Source organism: Pseudomonas flavocrustae, assembly GCF_029872515.1.
Taxonomy (GTDB): domain Bacteria; phylum Pseudomonadota; class Gammaproteobacteria; order Pseudomonadales; family Pseudomonadaceae; genus Chryseomonas; species Chryseomonas aestiva.
Map to the genome: position 1 here is coordinate 145,410 of NZ_JAPDIQ010000008.1, position 17,287 is coordinate 162,696.

The window sequence follows — 17,287 nt, forward strand, 5'->3', positions numbered from 1 at the left end:
TCATCAAACACGATCGGCATTCATCCCGGTTGGCGCCCAGTCAATCGGCTTGCACCAGAATCCGATCTCTCTGTCTGCCGAAGAGCGGCTTTTGCCTGGGGGCCATAGGTGGCTATGGCGTCCTCGATCTGCCTTCGATCGTCGAAATCCAGATCGTTACGAAGTCTGCGGTATTCGCGACGCCTGACCTTCAATTGATCGATACAGGCCTGATCCCGCTCTGGTTTTGCCTCTTCTGCCTGGATCAACCGCGAACAGTTGGCCATCAGCGCTTCCAGACCAAAGCGCGCCGTTTCAAAGCGGGCCAGCTTTTGGATAGTAGTGTCCGTATCAGTCATGTGACCTCCGGTTCTGCTTACCAATGGCAAGGATCAGCGATTGATTAGAGGCGAAAAGATTCTATCGAGCGCGCTGCCGACGTTGCCGTTCATCCATCACATCGCCCAAGGTCTTGGGTATTTCACTGCGGATCCACGCCTTGAGGTCGCGATCGAAGCGGCGAACGTTCTGCGTGTGCCTATAGTGCCGATCGATGACGGTGGCGCGAGTCAGCTCGGCACCATGCCAATCCACTTTTATTCCGGCTACTTCGGTAGTGGGGAGTGATCGGGCGTCGGTCGTTTACCTCGGCCCGGCCTAGCCTCGCTAACGCCCCCGATACGCCTTCCCGTAGTGCCGCTCCAGGCGCGACTGCATGAATTCCATGGCCAGGGACATCAGCCAGTAGAGCACCGCCGCGGTGGTGAGCATTTCCAGGTAGCGGTAGCTGGAGCGGCCATAGGACTGGGCGAGGAACATCACCTCCCAGACACCCATTACCGAGACCAGGGAGGAGTCCTTGAGCATGGAGATGAACTGGCTGGTGGTGGGCGGGATGATGCTGCGCATGGCCTGGGGCAGGGTGACGCGCCAGAAGATCACCCGCGGCGACAGGCCCAGCGCCCGGGCCGCCTCGCGCTGACCGGCGGGGACGCCGAGCAGGCCGGCGCGGAAAATCTCGCTGAGGTAGGCGCCATAGTTCAGCGACAGGGCGAGGATGCCGGCGCTGATGGCGCCGGGCACCACGCCGATCTGCGGCAGGCCCAGGTAGATCAGCAGGATCTGGATCAGCAGCGGGGTGCCGCGAAAGAAGGAGGCGTAGAAGGTCGCCACGCCATAGGCCAGGGCGCTGGACGACAGCCGCCCCAAGGCCGCGGCGAAGCCCAGCAGCACCGACACCAGGATGGAGCTGAGGCTGAGGAACAGCGTCAGGGCCGCGCCCTGGAGGAAGCCGTTGGGACCCAGGCGCCAGCCCACCAGGTTGGGCAGGCGCGGCCAGACGCTGGCGAACTTGAGGTCGAAGCCGAGCACGAAGACCACGCCCCCGGCCAGCAGCGCCAGCCAGGTCAGCCAGACACGGGTACGAAAGCTCAGCAGCGGACGCGATTCGACCGGGGGCGGTAACTGACTCATTGGCTGATGTCGGCACCGATCCACTTGTCGGAGATCCGTTTCAGGGTGCCGTCCTGGCGCAGCCCCTCGATGATCTCGCGCAGCTTGGCGGCGAATTCCGCATCACCCTTCTCGATGGCCACGGCGTTGGGCTCGGCATAGAGCGGTGCGCCCGCCAGCTTGAACTTGCTGTCCTGGGCCAGGCGCGGCTGGGCGGTCACCAGGTTGGTCAGCACCGCGTCCAGGCGTTTGCCGGCGCCCAGGCCCAGGTCCTGGAAGGCGACGTTGTCGTCGGGGAAGGGCACCACCTGCACCTGGTCGAAGGGGTAGCTCAGCGGCTGGTCTTCCTGGCCTTCGATGGTCAGGTCCTTGTTCAGATAGCTTTCGTAGGAGGAGGCGCTGGTGACGCCGACCTTCGTGCCGGAGAGGTCCTTGGCACCGTGGATGCGGTCGTCACCGGCGTTGACCACGATCACCGCTGGCGAGGCGTAGTAGTTGACCGGGAAATCGAACACCTGGGCGCGCGCCTGGCTCGGCGTCATGGAGCAGATGCAGACGTCGTAGCGACCGCTCCAGCGACCGGCGGCGATCACGTCCCAGGAAGGGGTTTCCAGTCGCAGTTTGACGCCGAGCTTGTCGGCCACCGCCTTGGCCACGTCCACGTCGAAGCCTTCCAGCTGGTTCTGGGCATTGAGCTGGGAGAAGGGCGGATAGCTCTCCATGAGCACATTGACCAGCTCGCCCTTGGCCTTGATGCGGTCCAGGGTGGTACCGGCCGAGGCCGAGGTGGCGACCAGCGCCAGGGTCAGGCCGAGGGCCAATAGCAGAGCGGTTCTCATGGGGCGTCCTTTGCAAAGGGAAAGAGGGCCTGGTATTAGAGAGATATGAGAACCGATATTGAACTCTGTTTTGGTTATAAGGAAAAGTGAAATAGCTATATGGCCAACATGAATCTAGTTCTGCTCGACGGTGGCATGGGCCGCGAACTGCAGCGCCGTGGCGCGCCCTTTCGTCAGCCGGAGTGGTCGGCCCTGGCCCTGAGCGAGGCGCCGGAGCAGGTGGAGGCGGTGCATCGGGCCTATATCGAGGCCGGTGCCCAGGTGATCACCAGCAACAGCTATGCGGTGGTGCCCTTCCATATCGGCGAGGAGCGCTTCGCCGCCGAAGGCGAGGCCCTGGCCGCGCGGGCAGGTCAGCTGGCGCGGCAGGCGGTGTTGGCCAGTGGTCAGCCGGTGCGGGTGGCGGGTTCGCTGCCGCCGCTGTTCGGCTCCTATCGCCCCGATCTGTTCGAGCCGGCGCGGGTGGACGAGGTGCTGCAGCCGCTGATCCGCGGCCTGGCGCCCCATGTCGATCTCTGGCTGGCGGAAACCCAGAGTTCCCTGGCCGAGGTGCGTGCCATCGCCGCCGGGCTGCCCGGGGATGGCAAGCCGCTGTGGCTGTCCTTCACCCTGAAGGACGAAGACGTCGACGAGATCCCACGGCTGAGATCCGGCGAGCCGGTGGCCGCGGCCGCGCAGCTGGCGGTGGAACTGGGCGCCGGAGCGCTGCTATTCAATTGCAGCCAGCCCGAGGTGATGGCCGCGGCGCTGGATACCGCGCGGGCGACCTTTGCCGCGGCGGGGATCGAGATTCCCTTTGGCGCCTATGCCAACGCCTTCCCGCCCCAGCCGGAAGAGGCCACCGCCAATGATGGCCTCGACCCCCTGCGTCCGGACCTGGATCCGCCCGGCTACCTGAGCTTCGCCCAGGACTGGCAGGCGCGTGGCGCGAGCCTGATCGGCGGCTGCTGCGGCATCGGCCCGGAGCATATCGCCGTGCTCAACACGCGACTGCGTGGCTGACGCCCGCATTCGGTCGGCAAAAAAAAGCGGACAGCGCTCAGGGCGCTGTCCGCTTTTTTCTTGCCGCCAGACGCCGTTCAGACCTGCGCCTGGCCACCATCGGCGAAGAGTTCGGCGCCGTTGACGAAGCTGGAATCGCTGGAGGCCAGGAACAGGGCAACCCTGGCGATTTCCTCCGGCTCGCCGACGCGACCCAGGGGGATCTGGCTGGCCAGGTGGTCCAGCAGACCCTGCTGCTGGGCGGCATCCGGACCGGCCAGTTCCACCAACCCCGGGGTGCGGGTGGCACCCGGGCTCAGGGTGTTGATGCGGATGCCGCGGCCCTGCAGCTCCAGGATCCAGTTGCGGGCGAAGGCGCGTACGGCGGCCTTGGATGCGCCGTAGACGCTGAAGGCCGGGGTGCCGGTACTGGCGGCGGTGGAGCCGGCCAGGATCACCGAGGCATGGTCCGCCAGCAGCGGCAGGGCCTTTTGCACGGTGAACAGCACCCCCTTCACGTTGCGATCGAAGGTGTCGTCGTAGTGGGCTTCGGTCACCTCGGCGAGGGGCAGCATGCTGCCACCCCCGGCGTTGACGTAGAGCACGTCGAGGCGTCCGTGTTCGCGGCGGATGCGCGCATAGAGGGCATCGAGCTGGTCCAGGCGCGAGGAGTCCACGGCGATGCCGGTGGCGTTGCCGACCTGGGCGACCGCGGCGTCCAGTTCCGCCTGCCGCCGGCCAGTGAGGATGACATGGGCGCCCTGCTGGGCGAAGAGTTTGGCGGCGGCCAGGCCGATGCCGCTGGTGGCGCCGGTGACGAGGGCGATCTTGTCGGCGAGCTTGAGGGTCATGGCTGAATCTCCGAGTGGTTGTGATCAGGTGGAGTCAGCCTATCGACCCTGGCTTCCTTGCAAAATAGAATGATTGGCAAGTCATCGTTGCAGAAATGAAATGAGCAGATTGCCGGATTTCGAAGGCTTGGCGATGTTCGCCAGGGTCGCCGAGGAGGGCTCCTTCGCCGCCGCGGCGCGGGTGCTGGGCGTGTCGGTGGCCACTGTCTCGCGGGCGGTGACGCGCCTGGAGGAGCGCCTCGGCGGGCGGCTGTTCAATCGCACCTCGCGGCAGTTGGCGTTGACCGAATTCGGCCGCGAGCTGGCCGCCCAGGCCGGTGATCTCTATCGCCAGGCGGAGGCGACCGAAAGCGCTGCCCAGGCGCGCGCCGTGCAGCCCCGCGGCCAGGTGCGGCTGGCGGTGCCCATGGCCTTCGGCCTGCGCTGGGTGGCGCCGCTGCTGCCCGAGCTGCTGCGTCGCTATCCCCAGCTGACGGTGGATCTGCACCTGTCCGATGCCACTGTGGATCTGGTGGCGGAGGGCTTCGACGCCGCCCTGCGCATCGCCGCCTTGCCCGACTCCTCGCTGGTCGCCCGGCGGCTCTGCGCGGTCAGCCAGCTGCTGGTGGCGGCGCCGGCCTACGTCGAGCGCCATGGCCATCCCCACCATCCGCAGGAGCTGAGCGAACATGCCTGCCTGAGCTACGCCTACCGGGCGCGCAGCCAGGTGTGGCGCTTCAGCGGGGACGACGGTCGCGAGGCAAGCGTGCTGCCGCGTGGTCCCCTGCGCGTCACCAATTCCGAAGCCCTGCTGCCGGTGCTGCTGGAAGGCCTGGCCATCGCCGAGTTGCCGGACTTCATCGCCGCCGACTACCTGGCCGATGGCCGGCTGGTGCCGCTGCTGCCGGACTGGCAGCTGACCCGTGGCGGCCTCTATTTCGTGACCCCCTCGGCGCGCAGTCGCCCGACCAAGATCCAGGTGCTGCTCGATTTCTTCGTCGAGCATCTGAGCACCCCGGGCTGGCAGCGAGCCGAACAGCCGCCGTCCGTGTCGGCTTCGTGACATCCCGCAACATCCACTCGCCACCACGCAAGGCTGGCGAAAGGTTGACCTCTTAGGATCCGCTCAAGACCCGCCCCCGTGAGCGGGCGACGTGCCTACAAAAATAACCAGGATTCTTGCCATGTCGTATCTGTCCCTCCAGGCGTCCCCGCGCGCCCGTCTCCCCTGGATTTTCGCCCTCTCCGCGCCGCTGCGCCGCGGCTGAACCCTCCTTCTCTTCGCGAAAATCCAGAGGTATTCCCATGCTGACTTTCCTCGGCTTCGCCATGGTCATGACCTTCATGTACCTGATCATGACCAAGCGCCTGTCTCCGCTGATCGCCCTGACCATGGTGCCGATCGCCTTCGCCGTGCTGGCCTGGGCGCTGTCCAGCGAATTCGCCAGCCTCGGCAGCGTCAAGCTCGACGCCCTCGGCCCGATGATGCTCGACGGCATCCGCAAGCTGGCGCCCACCGGCGTGATGCTGCTGTTCGCGATCCTCTACTTCGCCGTGATGATCGACACCGGTCTGTTCGACCCGGCGGTGCGCTGGATCCTCAGGCTGGTCAAGGGCGATCCGCTCAAGGTGGCCATGGGCACCGTCTTCCTGACCCTGGTGGTCTCCCTGGACGGCGACGGCTCGACCACCTACATGATCTGCGTGGCGGCCATGTTCCCGCTGTACAAGCGCCTGGGCATGAATCCGCTGATCATGACCTGCCTGATGCTGCTCTCCAGTGGCGTGATGAACCTGACCCCCTGGGGCGGTCCGACCGCCCGCGCCGCCAGTGCCCTGCACGTGGATCCGGCCGACGTCTTCGTGCCCATGATCGCGCCCATGCTGCTGGCCATCGCCTGGCTGTTCTTCCTCGCCTACCTCTATGGCCGCAGCGAGCGCGCCCGCCTGGGCATCCTGCAGATCGGCGAGACCGAAGGCGCCGACGTCACCGTCTCCCAGTGCGCCGAGGCCCGCCGCCCGCACCTGCGCTGGTTCAACGGCCTGCTGACCCTGGCGCTGATGGCCGCGCTGATCGTTGGCGTGCTGCCGATGCCGGTGCTGTTCATGATCGCCTTCGGCATCGCCATGACCGTCAACTACCGCTGCCTGAACATGCAGAAGCAGCGCATCGCCGCCCATGCCGAAAACGTCCTGGCGGTGGTCTCGCTGATCTTCGCCGCGGGCATCTTCACCGGCATCCTCTCGGGTACCGGCATGGTCGACGCCATGTCCAAGGGCCTGCTGGCGGTGATCCCGGATGCCCTGGGTCCGTACATGGCGGTGATCACCGCCCTGGTCAGCCTGCCGTTCACCTTCTTCATCTCCAACGACGCCTTCTACTTCGGCGTGCTGCCGGTGCTGGCCGAGGCCGCCGCGGCCTATGGCATCAGTCCGGTGGAGATCGCCCGGGCCTCCATCGTCGGTCAGCCCGTGCACCTGCTCAGCCCCCTGGTGCCCTCGACCTACCTGCTGGTGGGCCTGGCCAAGGTGGAGTTCGGCGACCACCAGCGCTTCACCCTGAAATGGGCCACCGTGACCTGCATGTTCCTGCTGGGCGGTGCTTTGTTACTGGGTGTGTTTCCGCTGTACAGCCGCTAGAGTTTTACCATTTGTACGACTAGCCTTGCCGGCTGTTCGAAAATGGCGCGTCGCCTGACGCGCCTTTTCCATTGGAGCGCGCGCCCGAGCGCGTCTCAGCTAAAAGAGGATTTGCAATGGACTGGCTGACCAACCCGGAAATCTGGGTCGCCTTCTTTACCCTGACGGCCCTGGAAATCGTTCTGGGCATCGACAACATCATCATGATCTCCATCCTGGTCAGCCGTATGCCCAAGCACATGCAGGCGCGGACCCGTTTCTTCGGTCTGGCCCTGGCCATGGTCACCCGCATCCTGCTGCTGCTGTCCATCACCTGGGTGATGCGTCTCACCGCCGACCTGTTCTTCGTCTTCGGCCAGGGCATCTCCGGGCGTGACCTCATCCTCTTCTTCGGCGGCCTGTTCCTGCTGTGGAAGAGCAGTGCCGAGATCTACGAAGGCCTGGAAGGCGAAGACGAGCACGACGAGGACGCCCCCCAGAAGAAGGGTGGCGGTTTCATCGGCACCATCATCCAGATCGCCATCATCGACATCGTCTTCTCGCTGGACTCGGTGATCACCGCGGTGGGCATGGTCAGCCACGTGCCGGTGATGGTCGCGGCGATCATCGTCGCGGTGCTGGTGATGATGCTGGCGGCCGGCGCCATCAGCAATTTCATCGACAAGCACCCGAGCCTGAAGATGCTGGCGCTGTCGTTCCTGATCGTGGTCGGTACCGTGCTCATCGCCGAAGCCTTCGAAGTCCATGTGCCCAAGGGCTACGTCTACTTCGCCATGGCCTTCTCGCTGGCGGTGGAAGCCATCAACATCCGCCTGCGCGGCAAGGCCAAGGCGCGCGAAGCGGTCAAGCTGCGCAAGGAGCAGATCTGATCGCGGCGGCGGAACCGACCCGGCTCTCCGCCGCCTAAACCAGCAAGTCCCCACGAGCCCGAAGGTGCCCTGCCTTCGGGCTCGTGCGTCTGTGCAGAACGGTCATTACGATTTTGTGACAAGCTCGCCAGGAGCTCTTGGACACGCGCCGGGAGGGCGCCACGATGCTGACACTGCTCAATCTGCTATCCGCCGTTGCCCTGCTGGTGTGGGGCACCCATATCGTGCGCACCGGTATCCTGCGGGTATACGGCGCCAGCCTGCGCCGGGTGCTCAGCCGCAGCATGCAGCGCATGCCGCTGGCCTTTCTTTCCGGCATCGCCGTCACCGCCCTGGTGCAGAGCAGCAACGCCACCGCGCTGCTGGTGACTTCCTTTGTCGCCCAGGGCCTGGTGCCGCTGACCCCGGCGCTGGCCATCATGCTCGGCGCCGACGTGGGCACCGCGCTGATGGCGCGGGTGCTGACCTTCGACCTGTCCTGGCTGTCGCCGCTGCTGATCTTTCTCGGCGTGGTGTTCTTTCTCGGCCGCAAGCAGACCCGCGCCGGCCAGCTCGGCCGGGTCGCCATCGGCCTGGGGCTGATCATCCTGGCGCTGCAGCTGATCGTCGAGGCGGCCTCGCCCATGACCCATGCGGCCGGGGTCAAGGTGCTGTTCTCTTCACTGACCGGTGACCAGTTGCTCGACGCCCTGACCGGCGCGGTGTTCGCCATGGTCTCCTATTCCAGCCTGGCGGCGGTGCTGCTGACCGCCACCCTGGCCGGCTCCGGGGTCATCTCGCTCAAGGTGGCGCTGTGCCTGGTGGTGGGGGCCAACCTGGGCAGCGGCGTGCTGGCGCTGATGGGCGCGGCCAAGCAGGGCGTGGAGGCGCGGCGGGTGGCGGTGGGCAGCCTGCTGTTCAAGCTCGCCGGCTGCATCCTGGTGCTGCCCTGGATCGGCCTGCTGGCCGACTGGCTGCAGGGCTACGACTTCAACGACGCCGAGGTGGTGATCGGTTTCCACGTCGCCTACAACCTGGTGCGCTGCCTGCTGTTCCTGCCGCTGACCGGGCCCCTGGCGCGCTTCTGCACCGCCATGCTGCCGGCCAAGGACAGCGCCGAGACCATCCTGCGGCCGCGCCACCTGGACACCGCCGCCCTGGATACCCCGGCCCTGGCGCTGACCAATGCCTCCCGCGAGCTCCTGCGCATGGGCGATGTCATCGAGCAGATGCTGCAGCACCTGCTGGTGCTGATCAATGCCGGCGACAAGCAGCTGGCCCGCGAGGTGCGCCGTCTCGACGACGATGTCGACGCCCTCTACACGGCGATCAAGCTGTACCTGGCGCGCATGCCGCGCGACGACCTGGACGAGCGCGACAGCCGGCGCTGGGCGGAGACCATCGAACTGGCGATCAACCTGGAGCAGGCCGGCGATCTGATCGAGCGCATGGCCAGCGACGTCGACAGCAAGAAGATCGCCGCCCGGCGCTCGTTCTCGGCTTCCGGGGTGGACGAACTCTCTGCCTTGCACCGGCTGCTGGTCGACAGCCTCAAGCTGTGCCTGTCGGTCTATCTTTCCGGCGACCTGGACGCAGCGCGCCGCCTGCGTCGGCTCAAGCAGCGCTTCCGCCTGCTGGAGCGGCGCTATGCCCATGCCCATGTCGAGCGGCTGCACCAGCAGGTGGTGGAGAGCTTCGAGACCAGCTCCCTGCACCTGGGCCTGCTCAGCGACATGCGCCGGGTCAATTCGCTGTTCTGCAGCATCGCCCACGGCGTGCTGGAGGCGGCCGATGCCGGCTACGCCACCGAGCACGAGCTGCCGGTGGAGGGGCGCGAGGAGTCGGGTGGGGCTTGAGGTCGCGGTTTGACGTGCGGGTTCGTGGATGAGGCTGCGCCGTCATCCACGCAACTGATCTGATCTTGTCATCGCCAATGAAGTTGAGCGCCACTTCGGATGGCCCCCGCTCCCCTGGGGAGAGGGCTGGGGTGAGGGCGCCCCCCCTGCTGCGAACTCCCAGTGGAAAAGGCTGTGCCGTTTTCCACGCCATGGCACTGTGCGCCTAAGCCTTATCGCGGCCATGGCTGTCCGCCGCTGCGGCCGCTCCTACAGAAGCATCACACCCTGTAGGAGCGGCCCATGGCCGCGATTGGGGTACCTCATTGCGCCCGACTATCGAGCTGCTGCAGGATCCGCCAGGCCGTCTCGATCCGCGCGGCATTCGGGTAGTTGCGGTTGGCCAGGATCACCAGGCCGAGCTGGCGTTCGGGGATGAACAGCGCATAGGCGCCGAAGCCGTTGGTGGAGCCGGTCTTGTTCAACAACCGGGCGCCGCTCGCCGGCAGTGGCGGGTGCTGCCAGTCCAGCGGTTGCGGCTGCAGGGCCATCGCCGGGGTGTTGCCGGCCAGCAGCTGGGCCTTGGGCAGCGGATAGGCGTAGGCCTCCCAGGCCAGACCCTGGGTCATGGGGCCGCTGCGATAGTAGCCCTGCTGGGTGGCGTCGAGCGCCTTGGCCAGGGGCGCCGGCAACCGGCCGGGATGCAGATTCGCCTCGACGAAGGCGAGCAGATCGCCCGCGGTGGTCTTGATGCCATAGGCCTCTTCGGCATAGGCGCCCGGATTGACCCGCAGCGGCTGGTCGTTCCTGCCATGGCCCCAGGCGTAGTGGGCCTGCTCGGCCGCCGGCACCTGCAGATAGGTATGGCCGAGGCCGAGGGGCTTGAGCACGTGGCGCTGCAAGGCCGTGGCGAAGGGTTCATCGAGCCGCTGGGCCGCCAGGGCGCCGAACAGGCCGATGCTGGGATTGGAGTAGAGGCGGCGGCTGCCGGCGGGGAAGGGCGGCTGGAAGGCGCGGTAGAAGGCCGTCGTCTGATCGTCGCGGGTGACGCCGTCGGGAAATTGCAGCGGCAGGCCGCCGGCGCTGTAGGTGGCCAGCTGCAGCAGGCTGGCCTGGCCGATGGCGCTGCCGGCCAGAGCCGGGCGGACCTGAGCGGCGGACTCGTCCAGCCGCAGGCGACCGGTCGCCGCCGCGTAGCCGCCCAGGGCGGCGGTGTAGGTCTTGCTCAGGGAGCCGATCTCGAACAGGGTGGCCGCGTCCACCGCCTGGCCGCTGCGGCGATCGGCGGTGCCGAAGTAGTAGAGCCGGCGCAGGCCCGGGGCCGTGACACCCACGGCCAGGCCCGGAATGTCCTGCTCGGCCATCACCGTACGGGCGGCGGCGCGGATCTCGTCGTCGAGGGGATTGGCGGCGTTAGCCAGGAGCGGCAGGGTCAGGCCCAGGCCGAGCAGCAGGGAAAGACGCGGGAAAGCCGACATGCGGGAGCCATTCCTGAGGAGGAGAGGCCAGGAGTCTAGCCGAGCGTTGCTGCTCAGGTATGAGACGCGGCCATCGTTGGAAGATTTTGCCGCCGGCGCTGTCCATGGCTGGCTGGAGCCCGATCCTCGACTGGACTACAGTCGCCTCTCACCTTTTCCAGGAGTCATCCCATGTCCGCTGCCCCCCTCGTCGAACAGATCCAACTGGGCCAATTGCCCGTCTGGCGCATCCGCGTCGGCCAGGCCGAAGCCCTGGTGGCCTGCCAGGGCGCCCATGTGCTGCGCTACGGCTTCGACGGCGAGCCGGACATCGTCTGGGGCAATCCGGAAGCCGTGTTCGAGCCCGGTACCCCGATCCGTGGCGGCATCCCGGTCTGCTGGCCCTGGTTCGGCGACCTGCTGAAGAATCCGGCCGCGGTCCAGGCCATGTGCACCACCACTGCGGACGCCCCGGCCCACGGCCTGGCGCGCCAGGTCGCCTGGCAGGCCGGCGGCGTCGAGGTGGACACCGATCGGGTGCGCCTGGACTTCCACCACCGCACCTCCGCCGAGACCACCCCGGGCTGGCCCCATGCCACCGAGCTGACCCTCAGCCTAAGCGTGGGCGAACGCCTGGAGCTGACCCTGAGCGTGCGCAATCTGGAAGATCACCCGCTGGTGCTGAGCCAGGCGCTGCACACCTATTTCGCCGTGAGCGACGTCCGTGAGGTGGGCATCGAAGGCCTGGCCAACGCCGACTACTACGACTGCCTGGACGGCTGGACCCGCAAGCGGCAGAACGGCGAGCCGACCATCACCGCCGAGACCGACCGGGTCTATGTCGGCCTGCCGGCACGCCTGGCGATCCGCGATCCCCAGTGGCAGCGCCGGCTGTTCGTGGAGACCCGTAACAGCCATTCGGCGGTGCTGTGGAATCCCTGGATCGACAAGTCCGCGCGCCTGAGCCAGTTCGCCGACGACGCCTGGACCGGCATGCTCTGCATCGAGACCGCCCGGGTGATGGACGACGTCCTCAGCGTGGCGCCGGGCGCCTCGGCCGAGATGGCGGTGAGCCTGTGGCGCGAGGCGCTGTAGGGGCTGCTCAGGCGTCCGGGCTGGCCCTCACCCCGGCCCTCTCCCAGAGGGAGAGGGGGGTGCTCAGGGGAGAGTTTGGTGCGTTAGGACTTGGGGCGCTCAGGGGAGTTTGATGCGCAGGACTTGGGGCTGTCAGGCTTCAAGCGCACCCTCACCCCGGCCCTCTTCCGGAGGGAGAGGGGGCGCTCAGAGGAGTTTAGTGCGCAGGACTTGGGGCTTTCAGGCTTCAAGCGCACCCTCACCCTGGCCCTCTCCCAGAGGGAGAGGGGAGGCTCCGATAGGCTTTGGCGTGTTGGATATTGGAGAGTGCGCAGGACTCACTCCTGGTTTGGCAGAGTCACTGCCTTGCTGCGGCGTCTACCCAAACGCCCCCTCTCCCCCTGGGAGAGGGCCGGGGTGAGGGAGCCCCGGCACCTAGCCGAAGATCACAACTCCTCGCACAGATTTCGCCCGATCCACTCGGCCACCGCCGTGCGCTCCAGGCCGCAGCCGAGCAGACTGTGCAGCTTGCCCAGGGCGGCTTCACGGGTCATGCCGCGGCCGGAGATCACCCCGGCATCGGCCAGGCCGCTGCCGGCGGCGTAGGTACCCAACTCCACCGTCCCGCGAGCGCCCTGGCTGAGGGCGACCACGGGGACGCCGGCAGCGCGCCATTCGGCGAGGGCGGCGAGGAAGTCGGCGTCATCCGCCGGACCCGTGCCGCTGCCATAGCACTCCAGCACCAGCCCCTGCACCCCACTGCCCGCCAGGGCACGCAGGGTGGCGCCGTCGATGCCCGGAAACAGCGGCAGCACCGCTACCCGCACTGGCTGACGCGGCTGATCGAAGCGTAAGGCGGCCGGCGTGGCCACCAGGGTGTCACCGCTGCGCGGCCGGGCGCTTTCCACGAAGGCCTTCCAGCCGCTGCTGGCCTGCTTGGTGCAGCGCGCCGCCGGCAGGCGTTCGCCATGGAATTGCACCTGCACCCCCGGCGTCAGTCCGCTGGCGAAGGCGGCGAAGCTGTCGGCCAGGTTGCCGTCGGCATCGCTGTCCGGCACGCCGGCCGGCAGCATGGAGCCGGTCAGCAGCACCGGAATGGCCAGGCCCAGCAGCCGGAAGGCCAGGGCGGCGGCGCTGTAGGCCAGGGTATCGGTGCCGTGCAGCACCAGCACGCCGCGGCAGGCGGGGTCGGTGGCTGCCGCCAGGATCGCCTGGGCCATGCGCTCCCAGGCGGCGGGGGTCATGTTGGCGCTGTCGATCAGCGGCAGCAGCTCCTGCAGCCGCCAGGCCGGATTGCCCAGCTCCGGACGGCTGGCCAACAGGGCGTCGATGCGCGCCTCGAAACCAGCGGCGGGGGCCAGGCCGGCGGCGGTCGCCTGCATGCCGATGGTGCCGCCGGTGTAGAGGATGTGCAGGTAGGGTGAGCTCATGAGGGACTTCCTGATAGGACTGCCCCCACACGGGGTGGGGGCAGGAAAGCGGTCGCGGTCCGGGTCAGCGCGACCCGGTGGCGGCGGTCAGTGCGCCTGGCGCGGCTGGGCGGCGCGGGCTTCGGCGACGGTCTCTTCCAGACGCTCCAGCGCCGGCCAGGCCTGGCGATCCAGGTCCAGGTCGCGGAACTGGTCGGCATCGAACACCGGCTGGTCGACCCCGGCACGGCGCTGGGCGTCGTAGTCGTTGAGGATGCGCATGCCGACCTTGATCAGCATGGCCAGGGCGATCAGGTTGACGAAGGCCAGGCAGGTCATGGTGATGTCGGCGAAGGCGAACACCGTGGTCAGGTTCTGCATCGAGCCCCAGCAGATCAGCACCAGCACCAGGCCGCGATAGCCGAGCAGCACGGCCTTGCCGCGGCCGAGCAGGTAGCGCAGGCCGTTCTCGCCCAGGTAGATGTTGTAGAGGATGCAGGTGAAGACGAACAGCGACAGGGCGACGCTGATGAAGATGCGGCCCCAGTCACCGACCACCGCGGCTAGGGAGTTCTGGGTCAGGACGATGCCGTCACCTTCGAAGCCCGGGGTGTAGAAACCCGAGAGCAGGATCAGCAGCGCGGTACAGGTGCAGATGACGAAGGTGTCGAGAAAGACGCTGAAGGCCTGCACCACGCCCTGGGCGGCCGGGTGCTTGACCGCGGCCACCGCGGCGACGTTGGGTGCTGCGCCCAGGCCGGCTTCGTTGGCGAAGACGCCACGCTTGACGCCCATGGTGATGGCGGCGCCGAGCAGACCGGCAAAGGCCGGCTCCAGGCCGAAGGCGCTCTTGACGATGGTCAGCAGGGTGCCGGGGACCAGGTCGATCTGGGTGATGATCACATAGAGGGTGACGGCGATGTAGGCCAGGGTCTTGACCGGCACCAGGATGTCGGAGACCGCGGCGATGCGCTTGATGCCGCCGATGAACACCAGGCCCAGCAGGATGGCCAGGGCGATCCCGGTGTACTGCACCGGCAGGCCGAAGGCGTTTTCCAGCGAGTGGGTCACGGTGAAGGACTGCAGGCCGACGAAGGCGAAGCCGTAGGTCACCAGCAACAGGCCCGAGAAGATCAGGGCCATCCAGCGCTTGTTGAGGCCGTGCTGGATGTAATAGGCCGGACCACCGATGTAGAGGCCGTCGCCGTCGGCGCGCTTGTAGACCTGCGCCAGGGTGCACTCGAAGAAGCTGCTGGCCATGCCGACCAGGGCGGTCACCCACATCCAGAACACCGCACCGGGGCCACCCAGGGTCACGGCCAGGCCCACACCGGCGATGTTGCCGGCACCGACGCGACCGGCCAGGCTGAGCATCAGCGCCTGGAAGGAACTCAGGCCGTCGCCGCTGTTGCGCAGGGAGTCCTTGAAGACGGTGAACATGTGCGGGAAATGGCGCACCTGCACGAATCGCGAACGCAGGGTGAAATAGCTGCCCAGGCCGACGATCAGCACGATGAGCACATGGCCGGACAGGAAGTCGTTGAGCATTTCTAGGTAGTGCATGAAGAATCCTCGAGCATGCTAGTGATGCTCCAAGGCCGGCTCGCAAGCCTTGGGGCTATTATTGTGGAATATCCCGCCAGGGCCTGCCCCCGGCGTGGGGAGACGACGGCAACAGGCTCTGGAACGGGTCGGTCCGGGTGGAACGGGCAGTAAGACGGACCGGGCGCCTAGATTCGGCTATCCCACCGGCGTGAACAATTCCGCGCCTCGCTTCAAAATGGCGCGACTTGATGCTAGTTTTCTGGCCGTCTGTCAAGCTCGGGCCGGATTCATGAGCGACTTTTCCGCCAATTTGCAGCTGCTCTGCCAGCGCCACCGCTCGATTGCCGCCGTCTGTCGCGCCGTCGGCATCAACCGTGCCCAGTTCAATCGTTACCTCAACGGGCAGAGCCGTCCGTCGCCTTACAACCTGCAGCGCCTGGCGGAGTTCTTCGGGCTGCCGGTGGGCGATCTGCAGCTGCCGCAGCGGCAATTCGCGGCGCGCCTGGGCGCGCCGGTTGGTCAGGAGACGGGCTGGGCGGGGCAGGCCCTGGCCCTGTTCGGCGAGCGTCAGGAAGGCCTGGCGCGCTACCAGGGCTATTACCACGAATACTATCCGTCGCTGTCCACGCCGGGTGTGGTGCTCTGCGGACTGGTCTGGCTGTTCGCGGAAGCGGGCGTCTTCCGCTACGTGCGTTTCGAGCGCCTGCGCCGGCGCGACGAAGCCACCAGCCAGGCGCGCTTTCGCTACCTGGGCCTGGCCATGAGCCTGGAAAGCCGGCTGTTCTTTACCGACTACGAATCCCTCACCGGCAACGAGTTGTCGCAGACGGTGCTGCTGCCCAGCGCGCGCAACCGCATCGATCGCCTGAACGGACTCAAGCTCGGCGTCAGCGCCTCCGACCGGCGCGAGCCGGCCTGCACCCGGGTGGTCTGGGAGTACCTCGGCACGCGGCCACCTCGGGGTCGGGCCTATGCCCGCATCGGCCTCTACGACTGGCAGGACCCTGGTCTGGACGAGGATCTGCGCCAGCGCCTGGCCAGCGTGGCCCTGGTCGATCGGGTCTATCGCCTGGGCTAGAGGGGTTCCTCGATCGCTGGGTGGCAGCGATCGCAGTCTTCGAGGATGGCGCGGTCGCGCCCGGCCTGCTTGGCCCAGTAGAGCTGGCGATCGGCGGCTTCGATGAAGGTTTCGGCGCAGTCGTGATCCGGCCGGGCGCAGGCGCCGCCGATACTCACCGTCACGCGCGGACCGGCATGGGGCCCGAGATGGGGGATCTCCAGGCGCCTTACCGCGTCTAGCAGGCGCTGTGCCAGCTTGCCGGCATCCTCCTCGCGCGAAGGCGTGCAGAGGATGGCGAATTCCTCGCCGCCGTAGCGGGCCAGGCAGTCACCGGCGCGCAACTCGTCGGCCAGGGCGGTGGCGACCTGTTGCAGGCAGCGATCGCCGGCCGGATGCCCGTAGCGATCGTTGAAGGCCTTGAAGTGATCGACGTCGATCATCAGCAGGAGCAGCGGGCGGGGCGGGGGATGAGCCAGGGCGTTGGCCAGGGCCTGCATCAGCGCCCGGCGATTGGCCACGCCGGTCAGGGGGTCGGTGGCGGACTGCTGTGCCAGGAAGCGATTGGATGCGGTCAGTTCTTCGTTGCGCAGGCGGTCGCGCAGGATCAGCAGATAGCCCTGACGACGCGCGCGCTCCATCCAGAAGTTGTTGAGCAGGGTGAAGCTCGCGGTGGCGAACGCCAGGGTCATGACCAGCGACGCCTCCAGGGCAGGCAGGGCGTGCATCTGGGTGGCCAGGCCGATGGCCAGCAGGGCGACCAGGCTGTGTACCGCCGCCTGGCGCAGGGGCGGGGCGATGCAGCTGTTGGTGAAGAGGGTCATCAACGGCATGGTGGCCAGCCAGAGGGCGCGATGCGCGGCATCGGTGGCCTCGACGTCCAGCAGCGGCGGCGCATAGGCCAGCAGACAGGGCAGGATACCCACCCATTCGCGTGCCGGATGCTCGGCTGGCATCAGCCTGAGCGCCAGCAAGACCAGACCGCCGCCAACCACCACCAGTGCGCTGAGCAGGCTGATGAGCCAGAAGGCATCGGTCATCAGGATCCAGTCCCAGATCGAGAAGCTGGCATAGGCCAGGATGGCCACGGTCAGGCTGATGCGCAGGTGCCGCCGGCGCGAACGGGCGATGTCGCGCTGATAATGCCGTTCCAATACCGGTTCGAAGCGCAGGGCCCAGAAAGGGCGAGCCAGCGCTCGGGCGAGGGCGAGACTGAGGGACATGGATGCCGTACCTGGCGGGAAAATCTGAGGATCACTTCAGCACAATAAGTCCCTTAGCACGATAGAGGGTTCCCGGACGCGGGAATGTAACCGCCGAATGGTAGCCATTGGCTACCAT

At 67.1% G+C, this 17,287-nt stretch carries 16 protein-coding genes; 7 read left to right on the plus strand and 9 right to left on the minus strand.

Annotated elements, in window-relative coordinates; all coding sequences use genetic code 11:
* Positions 1-20: 20 nt before the first annotated feature.
* The 4 genes from OMP44_RS18175 to OMP44_RS18190 all read right to left on the minus strand — a co-directional run bounded on the left by OMP44_RS18175 (position 21) and on the right by OMP44_RS18190 (position 2,270).
* Positions 21-338: a hypothetical protein gene (locus OMP44_RS18175; RefSeq protein ID WP_273861003.1), complete on the minus strand. Its 318-nt coding sequence runs from the start codon at positions 336-338 to the stop codon at positions 21-23.
* 61 nt (positions 339-399) lie between these two features.
* A complete protein-coding gene (locus OMP44_RS18180) occupies positions 400-573 on the minus strand; it encodes a DUF6434 domain-containing protein (protein ID WP_348529684.1) in 174 nt (57 codons plus the stop codon).
* A gap of 72 nt (positions 574-645) precedes the next feature.
* Positions 646-1,452: an amino acid ABC transporter permease gene (locus OMP44_RS18185; RefSeq protein WP_017639191.1), complete on the minus strand. Its 807-nt coding sequence runs from the start codon at positions 1,450-1,452 to the stop codon at positions 646-648.
* Complete coding sequence (locus tag OMP44_RS18190) at positions 1,449-2,270, minus strand: transporter substrate-binding domain-containing protein (protein WP_280310170.1); 822 nt, start codon at positions 2,268-2,270, stop codon at positions 1,449-1,451. The genes OMP44_RS18185 and OMP44_RS18190 overlap by 4 nt, the downstream gene beginning before the upstream one ends.
* 99 nt (positions 2,271-2,369) lie before the next feature.
* Between OMP44_RS18190 and OMP44_RS18195 the strand changes: the two genes are divergently transcribed.
* A complete protein-coding gene (locus OMP44_RS18195) occupies positions 2,370-3,272 on the plus strand; it encodes a homocysteine S-methyltransferase family protein (RefSeq protein WP_273861005.1) in 903 nt (300 codons plus the stop codon).
* Between the two features lie 77 nt (positions 3,273-3,349).
* Here the strand turns inward: OMP44_RS18195 and OMP44_RS18200 are convergent, their stop codons facing one another.
* Positions 3,350-4,102 (minus strand): SDR family oxidoreductase, encoded by a 753-nt coding sequence (locus OMP44_RS18200; RefSeq protein ID WP_133860179.1) that lies wholly within the window; start codon positions 4,100-4,102, stop codon positions 3,350-3,352.
* A gap of 100 nt (positions 4,103-4,202) precedes the next feature.
* Between OMP44_RS18200 and OMP44_RS18205 the strand changes: the two genes are divergently transcribed.
* From OMP44_RS18205 to OMP44_RS18220, 4 genes are all read left to right on the plus strand, one after another.
* The gene (locus OMP44_RS18205; RefSeq protein WP_280310173.1) at positions 4,203-5,144 is read left to right on the plus strand and encodes a LysR family transcriptional regulator; all 942 of its coding nucleotides are present in this window, start codon (positions 4,203-4,205) and stop codon (positions 5,142-5,144) included.
* Positions 5,145-5,386: 242 nt separating this feature from the next.
* Complete coding sequence (locus OMP44_RS18210) at positions 5,387-6,721, plus strand: CitMHS family transporter (protein WP_133860177.1); 1,335 nt, start codon at positions 5,387-5,389, stop codon at positions 6,719-6,721.
* Between the two features lie 116 nt (positions 6,722-6,837).
* Positions 6,838-7,590: a TerC family protein gene (locus tag OMP44_RS18215; RefSeq protein ID WP_133860176.1), complete on the plus strand. Its 753-nt coding sequence runs from the start codon at positions 6,838-6,840 to the stop codon at positions 7,588-7,590.
* A gap of 164 nt (positions 7,591-7,754) precedes the next feature.
* On the plus strand, positions 7,755-9,425 hold the full coding sequence (locus OMP44_RS18220; protein ID WP_027600470.1) for a Na/Pi cotransporter family protein: 1,671 nt from the start codon (positions 7,755-7,757) through the stop codon (positions 9,423-9,425).
* Between the two features lie 302 nt (positions 9,426-9,727).
* Here OMP44_RS18220 and ampC read toward each other — a convergent pair whose 3' ends face one another.
* Positions 9,728-10,882, minus strand: coding sequence for a class C beta-lactamase (gene ampC, locus OMP44_RS18225; RefSeq protein WP_187980725.1), 1,155 nt, complete (start codon positions 10,880-10,882; stop codon positions 9,728-9,730).
* Positions 10,883-11,053: 171 nt separating this feature from the next.
* On the opposite strand from ampC, the gene OMP44_RS18230 reads away from it, so the two are divergent.
* Positions 11,054-11,956 (plus strand): D-hexose-6-phosphate mutarotase, encoded by a 903-nt coding sequence (locus tag OMP44_RS18230; protein ID WP_187980724.1) that lies wholly within the window; start codon positions 11,054-11,056, stop codon positions 11,954-11,956.
* 425 nt (positions 11,957-12,381) lie between these two features.
* Here the strand turns inward: OMP44_RS18230 and OMP44_RS18235 are convergent, their stop codons facing one another.
* Complete coding sequence (locus OMP44_RS18235; RefSeq protein ID WP_280310180.1) at positions 12,382-13,365, minus strand: asparaginase; 984 nt, start codon at positions 13,363-13,365, stop codon at positions 12,382-12,384.
* A gap of 87 nt (positions 13,366-13,452) precedes the next feature.
* The gene (locus tag OMP44_RS18240) at positions 13,453-14,907 is read right to left on the minus strand and encodes an alanine/glycine:cation symporter family protein (RefSeq protein ID WP_158890251.1); all 1,455 of its coding nucleotides are present in this window, start codon (positions 14,905-14,907) and stop codon (positions 13,453-13,455) included.
* Positions 14,908-15,178: 271 nt separating this feature from the next.
* Here OMP44_RS18240 and OMP44_RS18245 point away from each other — a divergent pair, with 271 nt between their 5' ends.
* Complete coding sequence (locus tag OMP44_RS18245) at positions 15,179-15,967, plus strand: helix-turn-helix domain-containing protein (protein ID WP_183632252.1); 789 nt, start codon at positions 15,179-15,181, stop codon at positions 15,965-15,967.
* Here the strand turns inward: OMP44_RS18245 and OMP44_RS18250 are convergent.
* A complete protein-coding gene (locus OMP44_RS18250; RefSeq protein WP_280310187.1) occupies positions 15,964-17,169 on the minus strand; it encodes a GGDEF domain-containing protein in 1,206 nt (401 codons plus the stop codon). The genes OMP44_RS18245 and OMP44_RS18250 overlap by 4 nt on opposite strands.
* Between the last annotated feature and the right edge of the window lie 118 nt (positions 17,170-17,287).